Annotated in this window: 19 protein-coding genes; 9 read left to right on the plus strand and 10 right to left on the minus strand. The window is 65.7% G+C overall.

The window, feature by feature from the left end:
- The first annotated feature begins 280 nt into the window (after positions 1 to 280).
- Positions 281 to 1072 carry a LuxR family transcriptional regulator gene (locus tag BW990_RS19100; protein WP_083950726.1) on the plus strand — a complete coding sequence of 264 codons (792 nt, stop codon included), beginning with the start codon at positions 281 to 283 and terminating at the stop codon, positions 1070 to 1072.
- A gap of 380 nt (positions 1073 to 1452) precedes the next feature.
- Here BW990_RS19100 and tsf read toward each other — a convergent pair whose 3' ends face one another.
- Positions 1453 to 2331: a translation elongation factor Ts gene (gene tsf, locus BW990_RS19105; RefSeq protein WP_076450755.1), complete on the minus strand. Its 879-nt coding sequence runs from the start codon at positions 2329 to 2331 to the stop codon at positions 1453 to 1455.
- 102 nt (positions 2332 to 2433) lie between these two features.
- The gene (rpsB, locus tag BW990_RS19110; protein ID WP_076450757.1) at positions 2434 to 3213 is read right to left on the minus strand and encodes a 30S ribosomal protein S2; all 780 of its coding nucleotides are present in this window, start codon (positions 3211 to 3213) and stop codon (positions 2434 to 2436) included.
- Between the two features lie 459 nt (positions 3214 to 3672).
- On the opposite strand from rpsB, the gene BW990_RS19115 reads away from it, so the two are divergent.
- Genes BW990_RS19115 through BW990_RS19125 form a run of 3 tightly spaced genes read left to right on the plus strand, consistent with a single transcriptional unit; the run spans position 3673 to position 5967 of the window.
- A complete protein-coding gene (locus tag BW990_RS19115; protein ID WP_143526291.1) occupies positions 3673 to 4860 on the plus strand; it encodes a hypothetical protein in 1188 nt (395 codons plus the stop codon).
- On the plus strand, positions 4857 to 5150 hold the full coding sequence (locus BW990_RS19120; protein WP_076450762.1) for a hypothetical protein: 294 nt from the start codon (positions 4857 to 4859) through the stop codon (positions 5148 to 5150). Before BW990_RS19115 ends, BW990_RS19120 begins: the two co-directional genes overlap by 4 nt.
- Entirely contained in the window at positions 5125 to 5967 is an 843-nt protein-coding gene (locus BW990_RS19125; protein ID WP_076450764.1) for a transporter substrate-binding domain-containing protein, read from the plus strand. Before BW990_RS19120 ends, BW990_RS19125 begins: the two co-directional genes overlap by 26 nt.
- 31 nt (positions 5968 to 5998) lie before the next feature.
- Here BW990_RS19125 and BW990_RS19130 read toward each other — a convergent pair whose 3' ends face one another.
- Positions 5999 to 7300 carry a HupE/UreJ family protein gene (locus tag BW990_RS19130; protein WP_076450766.1) on the minus strand — a complete coding sequence of 434 codons (1302 nt, stop codon included), beginning with the start codon at positions 7298 to 7300 and terminating at the stop codon, positions 5999 to 6001.
- Between the two features lie 147 nt (positions 7301 to 7447).
- Here BW990_RS19130 and BW990_RS19135 point away from each other — a divergent pair, with 147 nt between their 5' ends.
- The 3 genes from BW990_RS19135 to BW990_RS19145 all read left to right on the plus strand — a co-directional run bounded on the left by BW990_RS19135 (position 7448) and on the right by BW990_RS19145 (position 10034).
- Positions 7448 to 8341, plus strand: coding sequence for a PfkB family carbohydrate kinase (locus BW990_RS19135; RefSeq protein WP_076450769.1), 894 nt, complete (start codon positions 7448 to 7450; stop codon positions 8339 to 8341).
- On the plus strand, positions 8338 to 9252 hold the full coding sequence (locus BW990_RS19140) for a pseudouridine-5'-phosphate glycosidase (RefSeq protein WP_076450771.1): 915 nt from the start codon (positions 8338 to 8340) through the stop codon (positions 9250 to 9252). Before BW990_RS19135 ends, BW990_RS19140 begins: the two co-directional genes overlap by 4 nt.
- An 83-nt stretch (positions 9253 to 9335) precedes the next feature.
- Positions 9336 to 10034 (plus strand): DUF502 domain-containing protein, encoded by a 699-nt coding sequence (locus tag BW990_RS19145; RefSeq protein WP_076450773.1) that lies wholly within the window; start codon positions 9336 to 9338, stop codon positions 10032 to 10034.
- A 119-nt stretch (positions 10035 to 10153) separates the two neighbouring features.
- Here BW990_RS19145 and BW990_RS19150 read toward each other — a convergent pair whose 3' ends face one another.
- The 7 genes from BW990_RS19150 to BW990_RS19180 form a co-directional block, all read right to left on the minus strand.
- Positions 10154 to 11185 carry a patatin-like phospholipase family protein gene (locus tag BW990_RS19150; protein ID WP_076450775.1) on the minus strand — a complete coding sequence of 344 codons (1032 nt, stop codon included), beginning with the start codon at positions 11183 to 11185 and terminating at the stop codon, positions 10154 to 10156.
- Between the two features lie 61 nt (positions 11186 to 11246).
- A complete protein-coding gene (gene phoB / locus BW990_RS19155; RefSeq protein WP_076450778.1) occupies positions 11247 to 11936 on the minus strand; it encodes a phosphate regulon transcriptional regulator PhoB in 690 nt (229 codons plus the stop codon).
- Positions 11937 to 11942: 6 nt separating this feature from the next.
- Positions 11943 to 12677 carry a phosphate signaling complex protein PhoU gene (gene phoU, locus BW990_RS19160; protein WP_076450781.1) on the minus strand — a complete coding sequence of 245 codons (735 nt, stop codon included), beginning with the start codon at positions 12675 to 12677 and terminating at the stop codon, positions 11943 to 11945.
- A 4-nt stretch (positions 12678 to 12681) separates the two neighbouring features.
- The gene (gene pstB / locus BW990_RS19165) at positions 12682 to 13482 is read right to left on the minus strand and encodes a phosphate ABC transporter ATP-binding protein PstB (RefSeq protein ID WP_076450783.1); all 801 of its coding nucleotides are present in this window, start codon (positions 13480 to 13482) and stop codon (positions 12682 to 12684) included.
- Between the two features lie 12 nt (positions 13483 to 13494).
- Positions 13495 to 14847 carry a phosphate ABC transporter permease PstA gene (pstA, locus tag BW990_RS19170; protein WP_076450786.1) on the minus strand — a complete coding sequence of 451 codons (1353 nt, stop codon included), beginning with the start codon at positions 14845 to 14847 and terminating at the stop codon, positions 13495 to 13497.
- Positions 14844 to 16307 carry a phosphate ABC transporter permease subunit PstC gene (pstC, locus tag BW990_RS19175; protein ID WP_076450788.1) on the minus strand — a complete coding sequence of 488 codons (1464 nt, stop codon included), beginning with the start codon at positions 16305 to 16307 and terminating at the stop codon, positions 14844 to 14846. The genes pstA and pstC overlap by 4 nt, the downstream gene beginning before the upstream one ends.
- An 82-nt stretch (positions 16308 to 16389) precedes the next feature.
- A complete protein-coding gene (locus BW990_RS19180) occupies positions 16390 to 17427 on the minus strand; it encodes a substrate-binding domain-containing protein (protein WP_076450789.1) in 1038 nt (345 codons plus the stop codon).
- Positions 17428 to 17544: 117 nt separating this feature from the next.
- Between BW990_RS19180 and BW990_RS21970 the strand changes: the two genes are divergently transcribed.
- On the plus strand, positions 17545 to 17682 hold the full coding sequence (locus BW990_RS21970; RefSeq protein WP_159441692.1) for a hypothetical protein: 138 nt from the start codon (positions 17545 to 17547) through the stop codon (positions 17680 to 17682).
- Between the two features lie 28 nt (positions 17683 to 17710).
- Positions 17711 to 18394, plus strand: a complete 684-nt coding sequence (trhA, locus tag BW990_RS19185; protein WP_159441693.1) for a PAQR family membrane homeostasis protein TrhA — start codon at positions 17711 to 17713, stop codon at positions 18392 to 18394.
- The last annotated feature ends 34 nt before the right edge of the window (positions 18395 to 18428 follow it).

Here is an 18428-nt window from a genome sequence, read left to right on the forward strand (position 1 = left end):
CCTCTCACGCAAATCCAGTTCTGTGTGGGCCAATTCCATTCTCCTTGCTTTCCAGCAAGATAGGGGATTTGTCGCAACCCAGTTTAGAATGTGCCCGCTACACATCTGTCAGTCTTATAATCAGTATTATGTAAACTTAATAGACTGAGAAACGGCCCGCAGCCCTCTGACCCTAAACAAAAATCCGAACCAAGCCACAGGCTCGCCCGCTCCGGCCCCAGATGCTGGACAGAGTACCTCCGCGAGCGCTATCACTGAGGCGTTCACGGAGGCGCTTGTCATGACCGACATCGGCGCGCGGGATCAGGCCGCTTCGCTCGACCTTCAGAAGCGTGTCCTCGCGATGACGCAATACGATCAGATCGAAGAGGTCTGGTCCAATCTGTGCGAAGCCATGGAGGTCTATGGCTTCGACCGGTTGCTCTATGGCTTCACGCGATTCCGGTCTGGTCAGTCGCTCGGCGATCCGGACGACTTCCTCGTGCTCACGAACTTCTCCAACAGCTACACGCAGCCCTTTTTCGATCAGCGTCTCTATCGCGAAGCGCCGATGGTGCGTTGGGCGCTGAACAACGACGGCGCCTGTTCCTGGCGCGTGTTGCAGCAGATGGCGGACGAAGGCGTTCTGACCGATGCCGAGCGGCGCGTCGTGGCCTTCAACCATTCCCATGATATCAAGGCCGGCTATTCGATCTCATTCCGCTCGGTGTCGCGCCGGGCCAAGGGTGCGATCGCGCTGACGGCGCGGTCCGGGATCAGCCAGGCCGAGGTGGATTCCATCTGGCAGGCGCATTCCTCGGAAATCCAGATCCTTTGCAACGTCGCGCATCTGAAGATCCTCACCCTGCCCTATACGCCGCCGAACCAGACGCTGACGAAGCGCCAGCGCGAGGCGCTGGAATGGGTCGGCGACGGCAAGACAACCGCCGATACCGCGGCCCTGATGGGCCTCACGCCGGCCACGGTGGAGAAGCATCTGCGGCTGGCCCGGGCCGCGCTCAACGTCGAGACGACGGCGCAGGCGGTGCTGAAAGCGGCGTTCCAGAACCAGATGTTCGTGCTCGATCTCTAGGGCGAAACGCAGGGTCGGACCGGGTCGATTCCCGAAGTCAGGAATTCCGGACTTTCTTTACGCAGCGTCAGGTGCCAGAGTGTACGTGTTCCCGGGAGATGACCAAAAGGCCCGGAACAAAAAGCTCTCGTACCCCTGCAATTTCAGGGCTCTGCGTGATCTTCGGTGCAAACCGTTCGTCGATCTGGCTGTATTTTCAGTCCAGGCGTCGAAGCCCGACCGATCTTTATCTCATCCCCAATGTCATTGATCGGTCGGGTATTGCGCTGGTGTTCTTGTTTAACAAGTATCCACAAGTGATTGTTTGAAAATAAAAAAGCCGCCCCGTCCCGGGGCGGCTTGCCTTGTTTCGCCGAGCTGATCGGACGGCGGGGTCCGGATCAGCCGCCCTGGGCCGCTTTCGCGACTTCGGCTGCGAAATCCTCTTGCTTCTTCTCGATGCCTTCACCGACCTGCATCCGCACGAAGCCGGTGATCTCGACGCCGGCATCCGTGGCGGCCTCGGCGACGGTCTTGTCGGGGTCGATGACGAAGGCCTGACCGAGCAGCGTGACCTCGGAGAGGAACTTCTTCATGCGGCCCTCGATCATCTTCTCGATGACCTGCTCGGGCTTGCCGGATTCGCGGGCGATGTCGATCTGGACCTGACGCTCCTTCTCGACCACGGCGGGGTCGAGATCGGCCTCGCCGAGCGATGCGGGGTTGGCGGCGGCGATATGCATCGCGACCTGACGGCCGAATGCTTCGTTGTCGCCCGACAGCGCGACCAGCACGCCGATATTGCCCATGCCGTCGGTCGCGGCGTTGTGGACGTAGCAGACGACCTGACCGCCCTCGATCTTCGCCATGCGGCGCAGGGTCATGTTCTCGCCGATCTTGGCGATGTTGTCAGTGATCATGGTCTTGACGGCCTTGCCGTCGACCTCGGCCTCGGCCAGGGCCTCGACGCTGTCGACGCCCAGAGCGGCGCTCGAGATGTCGGAGACCATCTTCTGGAACTCGGCGTTCTTGGCGACGAAATCGGTCTCGGCATTGACCTCGACCGCGACGCCGGTGCCGCCGTCGACGGAGACGGCCACGAGGCCCTCGGCCGCGGTGCGGCCCGACTTCTTGGCGGCCTTGGCGAGGCCCTTGGTGCGCAGCCAGTCGACCGCCGCCTCCATGTCACCGCCGTTTTCGGTCAGCGCTTTCTTGGCATCCATCATGCCGGCGCCGGTCATATCGCGCAGTTCTTTCACCTGTGCTGCTGTGATCGCCATGGGGCTCTCCTCAAGTAGGGGTCATCGGGCGGGGCGGCAAAGGCCCCTGCCCGGTCAAATCGCTGAAGGACGGGCAGCGCGCGGCGGCGCTGCCCCGCAAGATCAGGCGTCGGCGGCCGGTGCGGCCTCTTCGGCCACCACGTCTTCGACGGGCGTGTTCTCGAGCGCGCCGAGATCGACGCCTGCCGCTTCCATCTGGCCCGACATGCCGTCGAGCGCTGCGCGGGAGGCGAGATCGCAATAGAGCGCGATCGCGCGCGCGGCGTCGTCATTGCCGGGGATGATGTAGTCGATGCCATCGGGCGAGCAGTTGGTGTCGACCACGGCCACGACCGGGATGCCCAGCTTCTTGGCCTCGAGCACTGCCAGCGCTTCTTTCTTCACGTCGATGACGAAGAGCAGGTCGGGCAGGCCGCCCATCTCGCGGATACCACCGAGCGAGGCCTGCAGTTTGCCCTGCTCGCGCTCCATGCCGAGGCGCTCTTTCTTGGTGAGGCCCTCTGCGCCGCCTTCCATCTGCTCGTCGATCGACTTCAGACGGTTGATCGACTTCGACACGGTCTGCCAGTTGGTCAGGGTGCCGCCGAGCCAGCGGTGGTTCATGTAGAATTGCGCGCACTTTTCGGCGGCTTCCGCGATCGGCAGCTGTGCCTGGCGCTTAGTGCCGACGAAGAGGACCGAGCCGCCCTTGGCGACGGTTTCGCGAATGACATTCAGCGCCGCGTCCAGCATCGGGACGGTCTGCGTCAGGTCCATGATGTGGATGCCGTTGCGCTCGCCGTAGATGAACTCGCCCATACGGGGGTTCCAGCGCTGCGTCTGGTGGCCGAAGTGAACGCCAGCTTCGAGGAGCTGACGCATGGTGAACTCGGGAAGAGCCATGCCTTTTCCTTTCCGGTTTACGCCTTGGCGGGGATGTGATCCGAAGCTTGCGCTGCCGGACAACCGGTGGACGCCGGGGATGTCTCCCCCGAACGCCCGCCCTGCCTGCGGGATTGAATGGGTGCGCGTTACACGCCTTCGCGCCCATCCGCAAGGGCCGCTTGCGGGAAAAACCGCTCTGCGAGAGCGTCGTTTACATTTTCGCGTTTTGCATGTACCGTTCCATTATTAAACACGTTTATTTTTTAATCCGAGTTCTTTCGTCATGGCTTTCACGACGCTCCTTTTCGCCGTCGCGACGGTGCTGTCCCCGGCGCCCGACCGCCCGGCCTGCATGGCAACCGACGCCGATGGCCCGGTGCTTCATTGCTGCCAACTCTCCAACGGCCTGACCTGTTGTAGCGAAAGTCTCGATTCAGACGGGACGATTACGGGATGCGACTGCTCGGAATAACATGTGTGTCGGCCTTGGTTCTGGCCTCTGCCGGGGCTGGGTATGCGCAGGAAAAGTATTTCCTGCACGTCACGCTGAAGGATGAATCCTATTCGCTGACGAGCCCGCCCACGGTGCACTACGAGGTCTATCCCTTCAGCCCCTCGACGGCGCCAGGGATGCCCGAAGAGGATTCGATCGTACCCACGAAGCGTGGCGAGCCGAGCACTTTCATCTACGGCGAGGATCGCCTGAACGATTACATCGGCGGGCAGGAGCGCAGCAATTACTTCGTCTTCATCGATGTCGACCGACCAAGCAACCTCTTGCCCGCGGATCCGGGAAAACTGCTGGTCCGGATGAACCCCCGCTATCTGGGCGGCCAGCCGATCCAGCGCGAAATCGTGCTGAAGACCCGGGCGCAATTCGCCGAGCTCTACCGGATCGAGGTGAACCAGATCCTGCGCCTCTCGCGCCTGTCCGACAGCGATTTCGAGCGCGCCTACAAGGCGGCCCTGGGCGCCATCGATTACAATCCCGAACTCGACAATTTCCTGCTCTTCGTGAAGGTCCTGCGCGCCCAGCTTGCCGCCGGCGCCGGGCCGCCCTCTTACGCGCCCGCCACGCCCGAGGAACTGGCGATCCAACTGTCGGGCTATTCCGACCTTCCGTTTCGGGAACGCTGGCTGGTCGAGCTCGATCTTCTCGACACGCTGGTTGGCGCGTCCGATCTCGACCGGGCATACGGGTCCGCCGGCACGGTGCGCGATGCGGCGCTGCTGCTCGGGACCGCGATGATCGATGCGCTGGACGGCGCCGAGGCCGACCTGGCCGATCTGCCGGTCGTGCGGGTCTACCAGCACCTCTCGGCGCTTCATGCCGAGGCGGGCGATTGCGTCTCGCTATCGGAGAACGCCGCGCGCGCGCTGGCCGATGCCGAGGCGATCCGCATGGCCTGGACCGCGCAAAGGCGGCTCTTTCTCGACTGGGGCACCTGCCTCGAGACCATGTCGGGCTTCGGCACCGGGCCCACGATCGACGCGATCATCGAGGATGCGTCCGAAAAGCCGTTTCTGCGCGCGCAATGGGGCGATTTCGCCGATGCCAGCCTGCGCGCCGAATCCCGTCTCGAATTCGCGACCGCGGCGGCAGATGTCCGTATCCGCGATCTCAAGGATATTTCCCTGCGCATTTCAGAAAGGACGCCAGAATGAACACCCCCTCCCCCGTGCCGCGGCCCGACATTCGCACGACGCGCGTCGGTCTCGATCAATCCTCCAAGCGTTTCGTCGTCTTCTGCGCGGTCTCGGTCTCGTCGATCATCGCGCTGGCGGTGATCGGCGTCGTGGCGCTGATGCCGCTGCTGGCACCCGGATACGAGGTGCCGGAGACGCTGGCCAATTGGGGCGGGCTGATCATCGGCTTCTACTTCGGCTCCTTCATCACGCTGCTCAAGGACTGGTCGCAGGAGAGTGTGAATGTGCACCAATCGCAGGGCAGCTGAGCCCCGCCGCAGCCTCGCCCTCCTGGCGCTGCTGGCCAGCCTCGGTGCGGCACCGCATCGGGCCGCGGGTCAGGAGGTGGTGCTGCCCTTCGACAGCGAATACCCGCCCCTTTCCTACCTGCAGGCGGATGGCACGCCCGACGGCTTCGACATCGCCGTCGCCCGCGCGTTGTCGGAGAAGCTCGGCGCCTCGCCGGAATTCGCCGCCGCCGACTTCGTCCGGATCCAGAGCGGTGCCTGGCCCGAGGAATGGTCCTTCGCGGTGGCCTCCATGTCGATCACCGACCGGCGGCGGGAGGTCTTCGATTTCGTCGGGGCCTATTACTACGATTTCGTCGTGCTGATCGGCGCCGAGACGGAGGAGGGCCCCCTGCCGGCACCCGGCCCGGGCGACCGGATCGGCGTCTGCCGGGGCTGCGTCTATCGCGCCTTCCTGGAGGGCAATTACATGGCGGCGGATGGCGAGATGGGCCAACCGCGCTACCCGGAGGCCGAGATCGTGGAATTCACCACCGATACGGACATGCTGCGCGAATTGTCCGGCGAGGACCCGTCCATCACCCATGGCGTCACCAGCGCGCGTTTCGCCGAGTATTTCCGCAAGCAAGGCTTCGCCATCGCCGTGTCCGCCGACACGATCTTCGTGACCCCGACCTATATCGCGGTGCCGAAAGGCAGCCCGCTGGGCGTGGCGGAGGTGGAGGCGGCCTATGACGAGATCAAGGCCGAGGGTCTGTTGGCGGACCTGTCGGTCCTGCATCTCGGGCGCGATTACACCGACCCCGCACATTTCGGCGAGGCGGCGCCGCCGGAGTGACCGGCGCCGCCTTGTCCGGGTGCCCGGGCGCTTACAGGAACACCCGCTCGACGAACCAGTAGGCGCCCACCAGCGCGATCGCCGCCGAGGCCGGGACCGCCACGAAGGTGCGGTAGGCCTCCAGCTTGTCGACATTGCTGGCCGACAGGAAGCATAGCAGCGACAGCCCGGCCAGGGGGATCAGGAAGATCGGCGCCGAGACGTCGAATTCCGACAGCATGCCGCTGCCGCGCAGGAGCACGGTCAGCACCACGAAGATCAGCGCGATCACCGCGTAGAAGACCTGCCCGGTGCGTTCGGAATAATCCAGCGCGTCGACCCGCAGCGCGACGAAGACCACCGCGAAGGCGATCGCGATCACGGCAAGCTGGCCCAGCTCCACGCCGACGTTGAAGCCGATCAGCGCCGGGATGAACTGGTCCTGCGGCAGGCCGAATTCGACCAGCACGGAGGCAAAGCCCAGACCATGCAAGAGCCCGAAGCCGAAGACCACGAAGGGCCGCCAGCGCGACAGCCCGCTGGAGGTGATGTTCTCGACCGCGACGAAGACGATGGAGGCGGCGATGATCGGCTCGACGATATATCCCGGGACGTTCACGTAGCCGAGCCCCCCCAGCGCCAGCGTCACCGTATGGGCCAGCGTGAAGGCAGAAACCTGCCACAGAAGCGCTCCGAGACGTGCCGAGAGGAAGAACAGGCCCAGCACGAAGAGGATGTGATCGAGCCCCATGGGCAGGATATGCTCGAACCCCACGGGGATGTAGCCGAGGAAAGCCTCGCCCGCGCTGTCCGCGCCGCCCCCGCCGATGGCGATGGGCTCGGACGGGGTGCCGCCCGAGAGATAGCCGGTATAGGGCTCCTCGACGCCCTGCTGGCGCAGCACGACCGTGCCCCAATCTGCGGGCCACGTGACGGTGAGGCTGTCCGCGCCCGCGGGCAGCGTGCCCTCGAAGGCCAGCACCGTGTCGCGCGGCAGCTCGGGATTTCCGACGGGGCCCGGGCTGATTTCGGTCATGCTCAGCGCGACGGTTTTCCCGCCCGCCTCGATGCCGATGCGCTCCGTCACGGTCGCGCGCATCTCCGACAGGCGCGCGGCCAGCGCCTCGGGCGGCAAAGCGCGGAGCGCGTCGATCTCGTCCGACAGATCGAGCGCATTGGTGTCCTCCACCCCTTCCAGATCGGCCCCCGCGACCAGCGCCTCCGCATTCAGCGTCACCGACAGCTCAAGCCTGCCTTCCGTGACGGTCAGATCGGCGATGGCGGGGCGCACCTCATGCGCGGCGGCAAGGCCGGCGAAGGTGCAGAACAGGGAAGTCAGCAGGGCGCGGAGCATGTCGGAGGTCTTTCGATACGGGCAATTGGTCTCAAACCAAGTGGCGCGTTGTCCACGATGTCAAGCCGCCGGGATGCCTTGGCAAAGGGAAATCGCATACTTGCGCCAATGGCTTGCGATGATCCGCGCACTCGGTCACAAAAAGGCATGACACGCCCACCCGACATTCTGTGTATCGGTTCGGTCCTCTGGGACATGATTGGGCGCGCGCCCTCGCATATGGAGAAGGGCGCGGATGTGCCGGGGCGGATCATCCGCCTGCCGGGCGGTGTCGCGCTCAATATCGCGATGACGCTGGCGCGGTTCGGCATGCGGCCCGCGCTCCTGAGCGCGGTGGGCCGCGACGCGGAGGGCGAGGAGCTTTTGCAGCAATGCGCGGGCCTCGGTCTTGAGACGGCGCATGTCTACCGCTCCGAGGACCTGCCGACGGATCGCTACATGGCGGTCGAGGGCGCGAACGGGCTGATCGCCGCCATCGCCGATGCGCATTCGCTGGAAGCCGCGGGCGCGAAGATCCTGGCGCCGCTGGGCAACGGTACCTTCGGCACGGAGGCCCTGCCCTATGCCGGTCCGGTCGCCATCGACGGCAACCTGACCGCGCAGCTTCTCGAAGAGATCGCCCACGATCCCCGCCTGTCGCGCGCGGATCTGCGCATCGCACCCGCCTCGCCCGGCAAGGCCGAACGGCTGATGCCTTTCCTGCGGGCCGAGCGGGGCGCGCTTTACGTCAATCTCGAGGAGGCGGGCATCCTCTGCCATCAGGCATTCGGCTCCGCAGCCGAAGCGGCGCTGGGGCTTGTCGCCCGCGGTGCGGCGCGGGCGCTGGTGACCGATGGCGGACGCCCCGCCGCCGATGCCACCGCCGACGGCGTTCTGACCGCGACGCCGCGACAGGTGCTCGTCACCCGCGTCACCGGGGCGGGAGACACCTTCATGGCCGCCCATATCGCCAGCGAGGCAAGGGGGGCGGACCGCGCGGCCGCCCTGGCCCGTGCCCTCGATGCCGCCGCGCAATACGTATCCGGAGAAACCCCGTCATGAGCCTGATCCACCTGTCCCCCGAAGTCGCCGCCGCGCTGGATGAAAACCGGCCCGTCGTCGCGCTCGAATCGACGATCATCACCCACGGTCTGCCGAAACCGCAGAACCTCGACGTGGCCCGGCGGATCGAGGCGGCGGTGCGTGACGAAGGCGCGGTGCCCGCCACGGTGGCGGTGCTCGAGGGCGAGCTCTGCGTGGGGCTCTCCGACGCGCAGCTGCAGACCCTTGCCGCGGCGGAGCGCGTGGCCAAGCTCAGCCGCGCCGATCTGGCCGTCTGCATGGCCGCGGGCCGCACCGGCGCGACCACCGTCGCCGCGACGATGATCGCCGCGCACCGCGCCGGCATCGCGGTCTTCGCCACCGGCGGGATCGGCGGCGTCCATCGCGGCGCCGAGGACAGTTTCGACGTCTCCGCCGACCTGCAGGAACTCGCGCAGACCCCGGTGAGCGTGATCGCCGCGGGCGCCAAGGCCATCCTCGATCTGCCGAAGACGCTCGAGGTTCTTGAGACTCTGGGCGTGCCGGTCATCGCCTTCGGTCAGGACGCCCTGCCCGCCTTCTGGTCGCGCAGCGCGGGTCTGCGCGCGCCGCTGCGCATGGACGACCCGGCCACCATCGCCCGGGCGCACCGGATGCGCGGGCAGCTGGGCCTCGCGGGCGGGCAGCTCATCGCCAACCCGATCCCCGAGGCCGCCGAGATCCCGCGCGGCGAGATGACGCCGCTCATCGCCCGCGCGATGCAGGACGCCACGGCGCACGGCATCCACGGAAAGGACGTCACGCCCTACCTGCTGCAGCGCATCTATGAGCTGACCGACGGACGGTCGCTCGAAGCGAATGTGGCGCTGGTTCTGAACAATGCCGCGCTCGGTGCGCGGATTGCCCGCGAAATGGTCAGCCAGGGCGGCTGAGGCACAGGCATTTTCCGCCAGCCATTGTAGTTTCGCGCGCCGCAGCATAGCTCTTGAGACGACACCCAACCCAAGCCGCGACGATGACCGAACCCTTCGATCCCAAACCGCCCAGCCCGAGCCTCCTGTCGCGCCTGCGCGCCTCGTTCCTGACGGGTATGGTCGTGATCCTGCCGGTCGGCCTGACGATCTGGCTGGTCTGGACGGTGATCGGCTGGATCGACGCCTTCGTCCTGCCGCTGGTGCCCGCGCGCTTCAATCCCGAGGAATATATCGGCATCAACCTGCGCGGCGTGGGCGTGATCTTCCTGCTGCTCTTCACGCTGCTCGTGGGCTGGGTCGCCAAGGGCCTGATCGGCCGGTCGCTTATCCGCTGGGGCGAGACGGTGGTGCTGCGCATGCCCATCGTGCGGTCGGTCTATTCCGGTGTGAAGCAGATCGCCGAGACGGTCTTCGTGCAATCCGACCGCAGCTTCGAGAAGGCCTGCCTGATCGAATATCCGCGCCGGGGAATCTGGGTGATCGGCTTCATCTCGACCGACACGCGCGGCGAGGTGGCGGAAAAGGCCGTGACCACGAGCGGGCTCGTGTCGGTCTTCATCCCGACGACCCCGAACCCCACCTCGGGCTTCTTGCTGTTCCTGCCGGTCGAAGACGTAATCGAACTGGAGATGACGCTCGAGGACGCGGCGAAACTCGTGATCTCGGCAGGCCTCGTCTATCCCAACGCCAAGGACCCGACCCAGCCCCCCGACACCGCACCGATGCGCGCGGCGGAATAAGGCGCAAGGCGCGTACGGTCCGGCTGCCAGCACGACGCTAGCCGCTCAGATGCCGGTGAATTCTGCGACCAGCGCAATGCGTGCCGGGTGCCGCGCCACACCCGGCGACCCGTCTCAGATCAATTGAACATCGCCACCAGATCGGCGGTCTGGTTCTTGTTCAGATCCTCCTTGTGCGCGGCGAGGAAGGCGTCCGCCCGCGCCCGGCCCGCCGCCTTCAGCTGCGAAATCAGGCCCGGAACCGGGATGAGCTTCGTCGCCACCGACAGCTCGGTCATGAAGTCATCATCGGCGATCATGTGCACCAGCACGTTCTTCATCGTGCCGGGCTTCACCGACCCGTCCCGCAGCAGGCGCTGCACGAATTCGATCGCCCGCAGTTCCTTCAGAAGCGCGGAGTTGAAGCTGATCTCGTTGATGCGGTTCTGGATCTCGGGTGCCGTCTGCGGCACCTCTTCGCGGATCAGCGGGTTGATGTTCACGATCACCACGTCGTCCGGCAGGCTCTTGTCGTAGAGCGGGAAGAGCGCCGGGTTGCCGGAATAGCCGCCATCCCAGCAGACCTCGCGGCGGCCCGTATAGGGGCAGGTCACCTCGACCGCCTGGAAAAGCGTGGGCAGGCAGGCCGAGGCGAGGATCGCCTCGGTGCCGATCTTGTCACCCGAAAAGACCCGCACCTTGCCGTCGCGCACGCTGGTCGCGCCCACGAAGAGCAGCGGGCCGTCATCGGCGCAGACCGAGGCGTAATCGAGCTGCTCGACGATATGCGTCAGCGGATTGCGGTAAAGCGGCCCCCAGCTATAGGGCGAGAGCACCCGGCTCGCGGCGTCGCTGAACGCATAGCCGGGCGAATATTCCAGCGCCCGGGCGGTAACGCCCGGATGCGGCATCCAGGCATTCATCCATTCCGGCAGGCCGATATCGCGGACATTGGCGATCTCGTGCCAGAGCCAGTCCAGCGCCGCGCGCGCCCCGTCGCGGCCGTTCTTGTGATAGCCCGACTTGAAGGCCGCACCGTTGAGCGCGCCCGCCGAGGTGCCGGAGATGGCGGCGATCTCCACGTCCGGTTCGTCGAGAAGCCGGTCCAGCACACCCCAGGTATAGGCGCCATGCGCGCCGCCGCCCTGCAGGGCGAGATTTATGCGTTTCATGAGGGGACTCCTTCGCCGGTCATGATATCAGACCTAATGCCGCGACGCAGCGATGCAATGGTCAACCCAGCGCGTAGCCCGTCCCCCGCACCGTGCGCAGCACGTCGTCGCCGCCATGCTGGCCAAGCGCCTTGCGCAGACGGCCCACATGCACGTCCACCGTGCGGGTGTCGACGAAGACGTCCCTGCCCCAGACTCGGTCGAGCAGCTGCTCGCGCGTCCAGACCCGCCCGGGCTTTTCCATGAAGGTCGACAGGAGGCGGAACTCGGTCGGACCCAGCTTCAATTCCCGGCCCGCGCGGGTCACGCGATGGGTTTCGCCATCGAGCAGGATATCGTCGTAGCTGAGCGCCTGCCCCGCGGCGGCGGGCCGGGTGCGGCGCAGCTGGGCGCGCACGCGGGCCATCAGTTCGATCACCGAATAGGGTTTGACGACGTAATCGTCCGCGCCGGTCTCGAGACCCCGCACGCGGTCCACCTCCTCGGCGCGGGCCGACAGCATGATGACCGGCACGCCGCGCGTCTCGGGGCGGATCTTGATCCGGCGGCAGACCTCGATGCCCGACAGCCGGGGCAGCATCCAGTCGAGGATCACGAGGTCGGGCTGTGCCTCCTCGAACAGCAGCATCGCCTCCTCGCCATCGGCGGCGCGGGCCACGGCGAAGCCCTCCGCCTCGAGGTTGTAGCTCAGCACTTCGCGCTGCGCCGCTTCGTCCTCGACCAGCAGAACGGTGGGTTTGTCGCCCGACATCGCGGATTACTCGCCGTCCGTGTCCAGCGAATAGGCCGGGTCGAACGAGGTCCGGTCGGCCTTGGTGCGCGGTTTGTCGGGATGCTCGCCCGAGACCACGAAGACCACCTGCTCGGCGATGGAGGTGATGTGATCGCCCATCCGTTCGATGTTCTTGGCGATGAAATGCAGATGCATGCAGGCGGTGATCGACCGGGGATCCTCGAGCATGAAGGTCAGAAGCTCGCGGAAGAGCGTGTTGTACATCTGGTCGATCTCGCCGTCGCGGTCGATCACGTCGCGCGCCAGTTCCGCATCGCGCTGGATATAGGCGTCGAGCGCGTCCTTCAGCATGCGCTCCACCTCGCGGGCCATGCGGCGCAGCGACTTTGCCGATCCGTTGACGGGCGGGAACTGGGTCAGCACCGATGTGCGCTTGGCCATGTTCTTCGACAGATCGCCGATCCGTTCGAGATTGGCCGACATCCGCATCACCGACAGCACGACGCGCAGATCGGAGGCCTGCGGGCCGCGCAGCGCGATCACGCGGGCGGCCTCATCGTTCAGGCTGTCCTCCAGCGCGTCGATCGCCTTGTCGCCCGCGCGGACCTGCTCGGCCAGTTCCTCGTCGCGGGTCTCGAGGCTGCGGGCGGCGTCGCGGATCGCCGTCTCGACAAGGCCGCCCATCTTCATGATCTGGGCCTGGATACCTTCGAGATCGCGATCGAAGGCGGAATGAATGTGCCGGGTCATATCGCTCATGTCTCTATCCGATCCGTCCGGTGATGTAGGACTCGGTGCGGCTGTCCTGGGGGTTGGTGAAAATCTTGTCGGTGGTGTCGTATTCCACGAGGCTGCCGAGGTGGAAGAAGGCAGTCTTCTGGCTGACCCGCGCGGCCTGCTGCATCGAGTGCGTGACGATCACCACCGAGTAGTCCTGGCGCAATTCGTCGATCAGTTCCTCGACCTGGCCCGTGGCGATGGGATCGAGCGCCGAGCACGGCTCGTCCATCAACAGCACCTCGGGTTCGGTCGCCACGGCCCGCGCGATGCAGAGCCGCTGCTGCTGGCCGCCCGAAAGGCCCGTTCCGGGCGCCGTAAGTCGGTCCTTCACCTCGTCCCAGAGTGCGGCGCGGCGCAGCGCCCGTTCGACGATGTCATCGAGATCGGCGCGGGTCTTCGACAGCCCGTGGATCTTGGGCCCGTAGGCCACGTTGTCGAAAATCGATTTCGGAAACGGGTTCGGCTTCTGGAAGACCATGCCGACCTTGGCGCGCAATTGCACCGGGTCGACGCGCTTGTCGTAGATATCCTCGCCGTCGATGAGGATCTCGCCCTCGATCCGGGCGATGTCGATCGTGTCGTTCATCCGGTTGAGGCAGCGCAGGAAGGTGGACTTGCCGCAGCCCGAGGGCCCGATGAAGGCGGTGACGGTCTTGTCCTGGATATCGACGGACACGTCCTTGATGGCGTGATTGTCGCCATAGAAGACCTGCACGTCGCGGGCCGCGATCTTGATGTCTGTGGCGCTCACTTGGCCCTCCAGGCGGGATGCTGTGTCGTACATGGGTATATCTCCTTACCAGCGGCGCTCAAAGCGGCGGCGCAGGATGATCGCGATGGCGTTCATCGCGAAGAGGAAGACGAGAAGGATGATGATGCCGCCCCAGGCGCGTTCGTAATAGGCCGGATCGGCGCGCTTGGCCCATTCGTAGATCTGCGCGGGCATGGCCGAGTTCGGATCGAAGAAGCCCGAGGCGATGTTGTCGGGGTAGTTCGTGGCAATGTAGCCCACCATCCCGATCAACAGAAGCGGCGCGGTCTCGCCCAGGGCCTGCGCGAGGCCGATGATCGTGCCCGTGAGGATGCCGGGCATGGCGAGCGGCAGGACGTGGTGGAAGACCGATTGCATCTTCGAGGCCCCGACGCCGAGCGCGGCGTCGCGAATGGAGGGCGGCACCGATTGCAGCGACGCGCGCGTCGCGATGATGATCGTCGGCAGCGTCATCAGCGTCAGCACGAGGCCACCGACGATGGGGGCCGATTGCGGCAGCTCGACGAACTGGATGAAGACCGCGAGGCCGAGAATGCCGAAGACGATGGAGGGCACCGCTGCGAGGTTCGAGATGTTCACCTCGATGAGGTCGGTGAAGCGGTTCTTCGGCGCGAATTCCTCGAGATAGATCGAGGCCGCGACGCCGATGGGAAGCGCGAGGCCCAGCACCACGAGCATCATGTAGAACGAGCCCAGCATCGCGACGCCCATGCCCGCCTGTTCGGGGCGGCTTTCGGAGGCATCGGAGCCGGTGATGAAATCCCAGTTGAAGCTCTTGGTCACAAGGCTCGCATCGCGCATGCCGTCCACCAGATCGAGATGGGCGGCGTCGATGTTCTTGTCCCGCGCGACGCTGTCCCGGGTGACGCGGTCCTTGAGGTAGCCGTCGACCCGGCTCGAGGCGAGGATTTTGAACGTCACCGTCTCACCCACGAGGTCGGGATTGGCGAGCACCCGGTCGCGCAGCTGCGCGGCCGCCGAGGCCGAGAAGAGCGCGTCCATGTCGCCCGCATCCTCGAAGGCCGTCTCGATGCCCGCCGCCTGCACCGCGGCGAAGACGGCGTCCTCGACCAGGGGCTTGTAGCCGAAGGTCGAGACCTTCTTCATCTCCTCGGGGTCGCGATTGCCGGTCTTGTCGAGCTTTTCGGGGTCCAGATAGACCGGCACCTGCAGGAAGGTCTGCTGGAACGCGGTCACGCCATTGGTGACGATGGAGCCCAAGAGCACCACGAGAAAGAACATGCCCGCCGCGATCGCCGCCATGCCATAGGCTCGGAAGCGTTTCTCGGCGGCGTTGCGCTTCTTGGTGCGCGCATCGGTCTGAGTCAGGGAACGGGGCGTCTGGCCGGAAGCCGCGCCTGCGGAGAGATCGGTCATTCGTATTGCTCCCGGTATTTGCGCACGATGTAGAGCGCGAGCACGTTGAGCCCGAGCGTGATGACGAAAAGCGTCATGCCGAGCGCGAAGGCGACGAGCGCCTCGGGGCTCGCGAAATCCGCGTCCCCGGTCAACTGGCTGACGATCTTCGCGGTGACGGTGGTCATCGCCTCGAAGGGATTGAGTTCCATCCGGGCCGCGGCACCGGCACCCAGAACGACGATCATCGTCTCGCCGATGGCGCGCGACGCCGCGAGCAGGATCGCGCCCACGATGCCCGGCAGGGCGGCGGGCAGGATGACCTGGCGGATGGTCTCGGATTGCGTGGCCCCGAGCCCGTAGGATCCGTCGCGCAGCGCCTGCGGCACGGCGTTGATGATGTCGTCCGACAGCGAGGAGACAAACGGGATCAGCATGATCCCCATCACCAGCCCCGCGGTCATCACCGCCGTGCCCGCCTGCATCCAGCCGAGGCCGTCATCGCCGAAGACCTTCATCAGCAAGGGCCCGACGGTCAGCAGCGCGAAGAGGCCGTAGACGATGGTGGGAATGCCGGCGAGGATCTCGATGGCGGGTTTGGCGACCGAGCGGACGCGCTTCGTCGCGTATTCCGACAGGTAGACGGCGGCGAAGAGCCCGATGGGCACGGCCACCAGAAGGGCGATGAGCGAGATGTAGAGCGTGCCCCACAAAAGCGGCAGGATGCCAAGCTCAGAGCCACCCCCGAAGGACGGGGACCAGGTGGTCGAGAAGAAGAAATCCGCGGCCGGGTAGAGGCGGAAGAACTCGATCGTGTTGAAGACGAGGCTCAGCACGATGCCGACGGTCGTCAGGATGGCGATGCAGGCGGCCCCGATCAGGATGGCGCGGATGCCCTGCTCCACCACGTTGCGGGCGCGGAAATCCGGGCGCACCTCGCGCAGACCGTAAAGCGTGCCGCCCGCCGAGATCGCGAGCACCAGCGCCACCATCACGAGCCCCGCCTGCCCCGACAGGACCCGGAAACGCTGCGCCGCCGCCAGAACCGCGGGCTGCACATCGGAGCCGAGCGCGACACCGGCCGTGGCCAGCGTGGCCCGGATATCGTCACTCGCGGTGCTGAGGTCTCGGGCCGCGTCGCCCGACAGAAGCCCCTGCGCGACGGCGGCATCGAGCCCCGCCGCCACGCGGCGCACATCCGCCAGAACCAGACCCAGATCGCGCTCTTCGGCGATGGCCTGCTCGGACACGAGCCCGGTCACCGCGCGTTCGATCAGCATGGGCTGCAGGATCAGCCAGATCGCCAGCAGCCCCAGCGCCGGGACCACGCCTTTCAGCGCGGCGTTCCAGCCGTAATAATTCGGCAGCGAATGCAGGTCGCGCCTGTCGCCGATGACGGCGTTCAGCGCCCGGGACCGGCCGAGGACGAAACCTGCGACGGCGATCCCGAGGACGATCAGGACGATCCAGAATGCTGGCATGAGAGACGCTCCGGGACGTGAGGGGCGGATATGGCAAGAGGCGGCGTGTGGCCCGCCGCCCCTTTATCGACGTTGCGACGGATTAGGAACCCGCGTTCATCGTCTCTTCGTTCTCGATCTTGGCCTGGGTCTCGGCGAGCTCCGGATCGGGCACGAGGCCGTAATCGGCAAGCGGGCCGCCCGGGCCTGCGATCTCGTCGGCGACGAAGAACTGCGCGAAGTCCTTGAGGCCGGGGATCACGCCCAGATGCGCCTTCTTGATGTAGAAGAACAGCGGACGCGAGACCGGGTATTCCCCCGAGGAAATGGTCTCGGTCGACGGCGCGACGCCGCCCATCGTGGCCACTTTCAGCGTGTCGGTGTTGTTCTCGTAGAAGGCGAGGCCGAAGACGCCCACACCTTCGGGGTTGCTGTCGATCCGCGCCAGCGTCTCGGTGTAGTCTCCGTCGATATCCACGGAGCGGCCATCGGTGCGCACCGCCATGCAGGCATCCTCGGCGTCGTCCTCGGACATGCCCATTTTCATCATGGCTGCCATGGCGCCAGTGTCTTCGCAGCCCTGCAGCAGGACCTTCTCTTCGAAGACTTCGCGGGTGCCGTGCTTGGTGCCGGGGATGAAGGCCGCGATCTCGACCGCCGGCAGATCCGCGTTGGCGTCGGCCCAGGTGGTGTTGGGGTTGGTCACCATCTCGCCGTCCACCGGCATTTCGGCGGCCAGCGCGCGGAACCAGTCGGCAGGCTCGAAGGCGGTGAAGTCGGGGCCGTCGATCTGGCTCGCGAAGACGATGCCGTCATAGCCGATGCGCACTTCGATGATCTCGTCGACGCCGTTCGCGGCGCAGGCCTCGATCTCGGCGGGACGGATGGCGCGGGAGGCGTTGGCGATGTCGATGGTGTTCTCGCCCACACCCTCGCAGAAGCGCTTGAGGCCGGCCGAGGAGCCGCCCGATTCCACGACCGGGGTCGGGAAGTCGAAATTCTCGCCGAAGGCTTCCGCCACGATCGAGGCATAGGGCAGCACAGTCGAGGAGCCGGCCACCTGCACGTTGTCGCGCGATTGCGCGAAGGCCGGGGAAGCGACGGCCAGGGCCAGCGCGGAAACGGTCAGTGTCTTGGTCATGTTCACTCCATTCGAGTGTCTGATGTCGGTCATTCAAGAGCGGGCCGATGCGTCGGCCCCTCGCGGTCCGCCTAAAGACGCGTGACGAAGCTTTTGTGACGCGCAGGTAACAGTTTCATGACAAAGACCGCCCGCGCCGCGGGAATCCCGCCGACACGAAAACGTTTACGCAAGGTTAACGGTGGGATGTCGCGGGCGATGTATTATCATTTTGTTGAGCAAAGGCGCGTAATTGATGTGGTGTCGTCACATTGACGCCGAGCTTTGGGAATATCGTATACGCATGTTTCGCGATCTCACATATTGGGGCGCAGCGCTCCACGGCGGTAACCCGCTCTCCTTCAGGGCCTGGGTGTCGGATGCGATCGTGAACCTCGTGGGGCTGATTCTGTCGGTCGGATCGGCGGCCTATCTTCTGGCAAACGCGGCGCGACAAGGTGCGGATTTCGGCGTTCTGTTCGCGCTCTCGGCTTATGCCGCCGCGCTGGTGGCAAGCTTTCTCGCCTCGCTCGTCTACAATTCCGGGCCGTGGCATTCCGTGCGCCCGCTGCTGCGGCGGCTCGATCACGCCGCGATCTACATCAAGATCAGCGGCACCGCGACGCCCTTCGCGGTGATGATTTCCACACCCTTCGCGCTGTCGGTTCTGGCGCTGGTCTGGACGCTGGCGCTTTACGGCGCGTCGCGGAAGCTGTTCTTCTGGCAGACCCCCAGCCGCTGGGATCCGCTGGTCTACCTCGCGCTGGCATGGTTCTCGGCACTGCCGATGATTTCGCTGCCGGGCATTGTGCCGTGGCAGACCCTCGCCCTGATGATGACGGGCGGCGCGCTTTATACGTCCGGCGTGTCGATCTACGTGCGCCACGATTGGCCCTATGCGCGGGCGCTGTGGCACCTGTTCGTGCTGTCCGCCTCGGGCGCGTTCTTCGCGGCGCTGCTGATCGGTGCGCCGGGCGTGCTTTACTGAACGAACCGCCCGACCCGAGCCCGCACGCCCTGCC

Source organism: Roseivivax lentus (assembly GCF_900156805.1).
In the GTDB taxonomy this organism is placed as follows: Bacteria; Pseudomonadota; Alphaproteobacteria; order Rhodobacterales; family Rhodobacteraceae; genus Roseivivax; species Roseivivax lentus.

Coding starts and splice junctions, on each gene's coding strand:
- BW990_RS19100 (WP_083950726.1), top strand. CDS start 281: ATGACCGACATCGGCGCGCGGGATCAGGCCGCTTCGCTCGACCTTCAG.
- tsf (WP_076450755.1), bottom strand. CDS start 2,331: ATGGCGATCACAGCAGCACAGGTGAAAGAACTGCGCGATATGACCGGC.
- rpsB (WP_076450757.1), bottom strand. CDS start 3,213: ATGGCTCTTCCCGAGTTCACCATGCGTCAGCTCCTCGAAGCTGGCGTT.
- BW990_RS19120 (WP_076450762.1), top strand. CDS start 4,857: ATGAACACCCCCTCCCCCGTGCCGCGGCCCGACATTCGCACGACGCGC.
- BW990_RS19125 (WP_076450764.1), top strand. CDS start 5,125: ATGTGCACCAATCGCAGGGCAGCTGAGCCCCGCCGCAGCCTCGCCCTC.
- BW990_RS19130 (WP_076450766.1), bottom strand. CDS start 7,300: ATGCTCCGCGCCCTGCTGACTTCCCTGTTCTGCACCTTCGCCGGCCTT.
- BW990_RS19135 (WP_076450769.1), top strand. CDS start 7,448: ATGACACGCCCACCCGACATTCTGTGTATCGGTTCGGTCCTCTGGGAC.
- BW990_RS19140 (WP_076450771.1), top strand. CDS start 8,338: ATGAGCCTGATCCACCTGTCCCCCGAAGTCGCCGCCGCGCTGGATGAA.
- BW990_RS19145 (WP_076450773.1), top strand. CDS start 9,336: ATGACCGAACCCTTCGATCCCAAACCGCCCAGCCCGAGCCTCCTGTCG.
- BW990_RS19150 (WP_076450775.1), bottom strand. CDS start 11,185: ATGAAACGCATAAATCTCGCCCTGCAGGGCGGCGGCGCGCATGGCGCC.
- phoB (WP_076450778.1), bottom strand. CDS start 11,936: ATGTCGGGCGACAAACCCACCGTTCTGCTGGTCGAGGACGAAGCGGCG.
- phoU (WP_076450781.1), bottom strand. CDS start 12,677: ATGAGCGATATGACCCGGCACATTCATTCCGCCTTCGATCGCGATCTC.
- pstB (WP_076450783.1), bottom strand. CDS start 13,482: ATGTACGACACAGCATCCCGCCTGGAGGGCCAAGTGAGCGCCACAGAC.
- pstA (WP_076450786.1), bottom strand. CDS start 14,847: ATGACCGATCTCTCCGCAGGCGCGGCTTCCGGCCAGACGCCCCGTTCC.
- pstC (WP_076450788.1), bottom strand. CDS start 16,307: ATGCCAGCATTCTGGATCGTCCTGATCGTCCTCGGGATCGCCGTCGCA.
- BW990_RS19180 (WP_076450789.1), bottom strand. CDS start 17,427: ATGACCAAGACACTGACCGTTTCCGCGCTGGCCCTGGCCGTCGCTTCC.
- BW990_RS21970 (WP_159441692.1), top strand. CDS start 17,545: ATGACAAAGACCGCCCGCGCCGCGGGAATCCCGCCGACACGAAAACGT.
- trhA (WP_159441693.1), top strand. CDS start 17,711: ATGTTTCGCGATCTCACATATTGGGGCGCAGCGCTCCACGGCGGTAAC.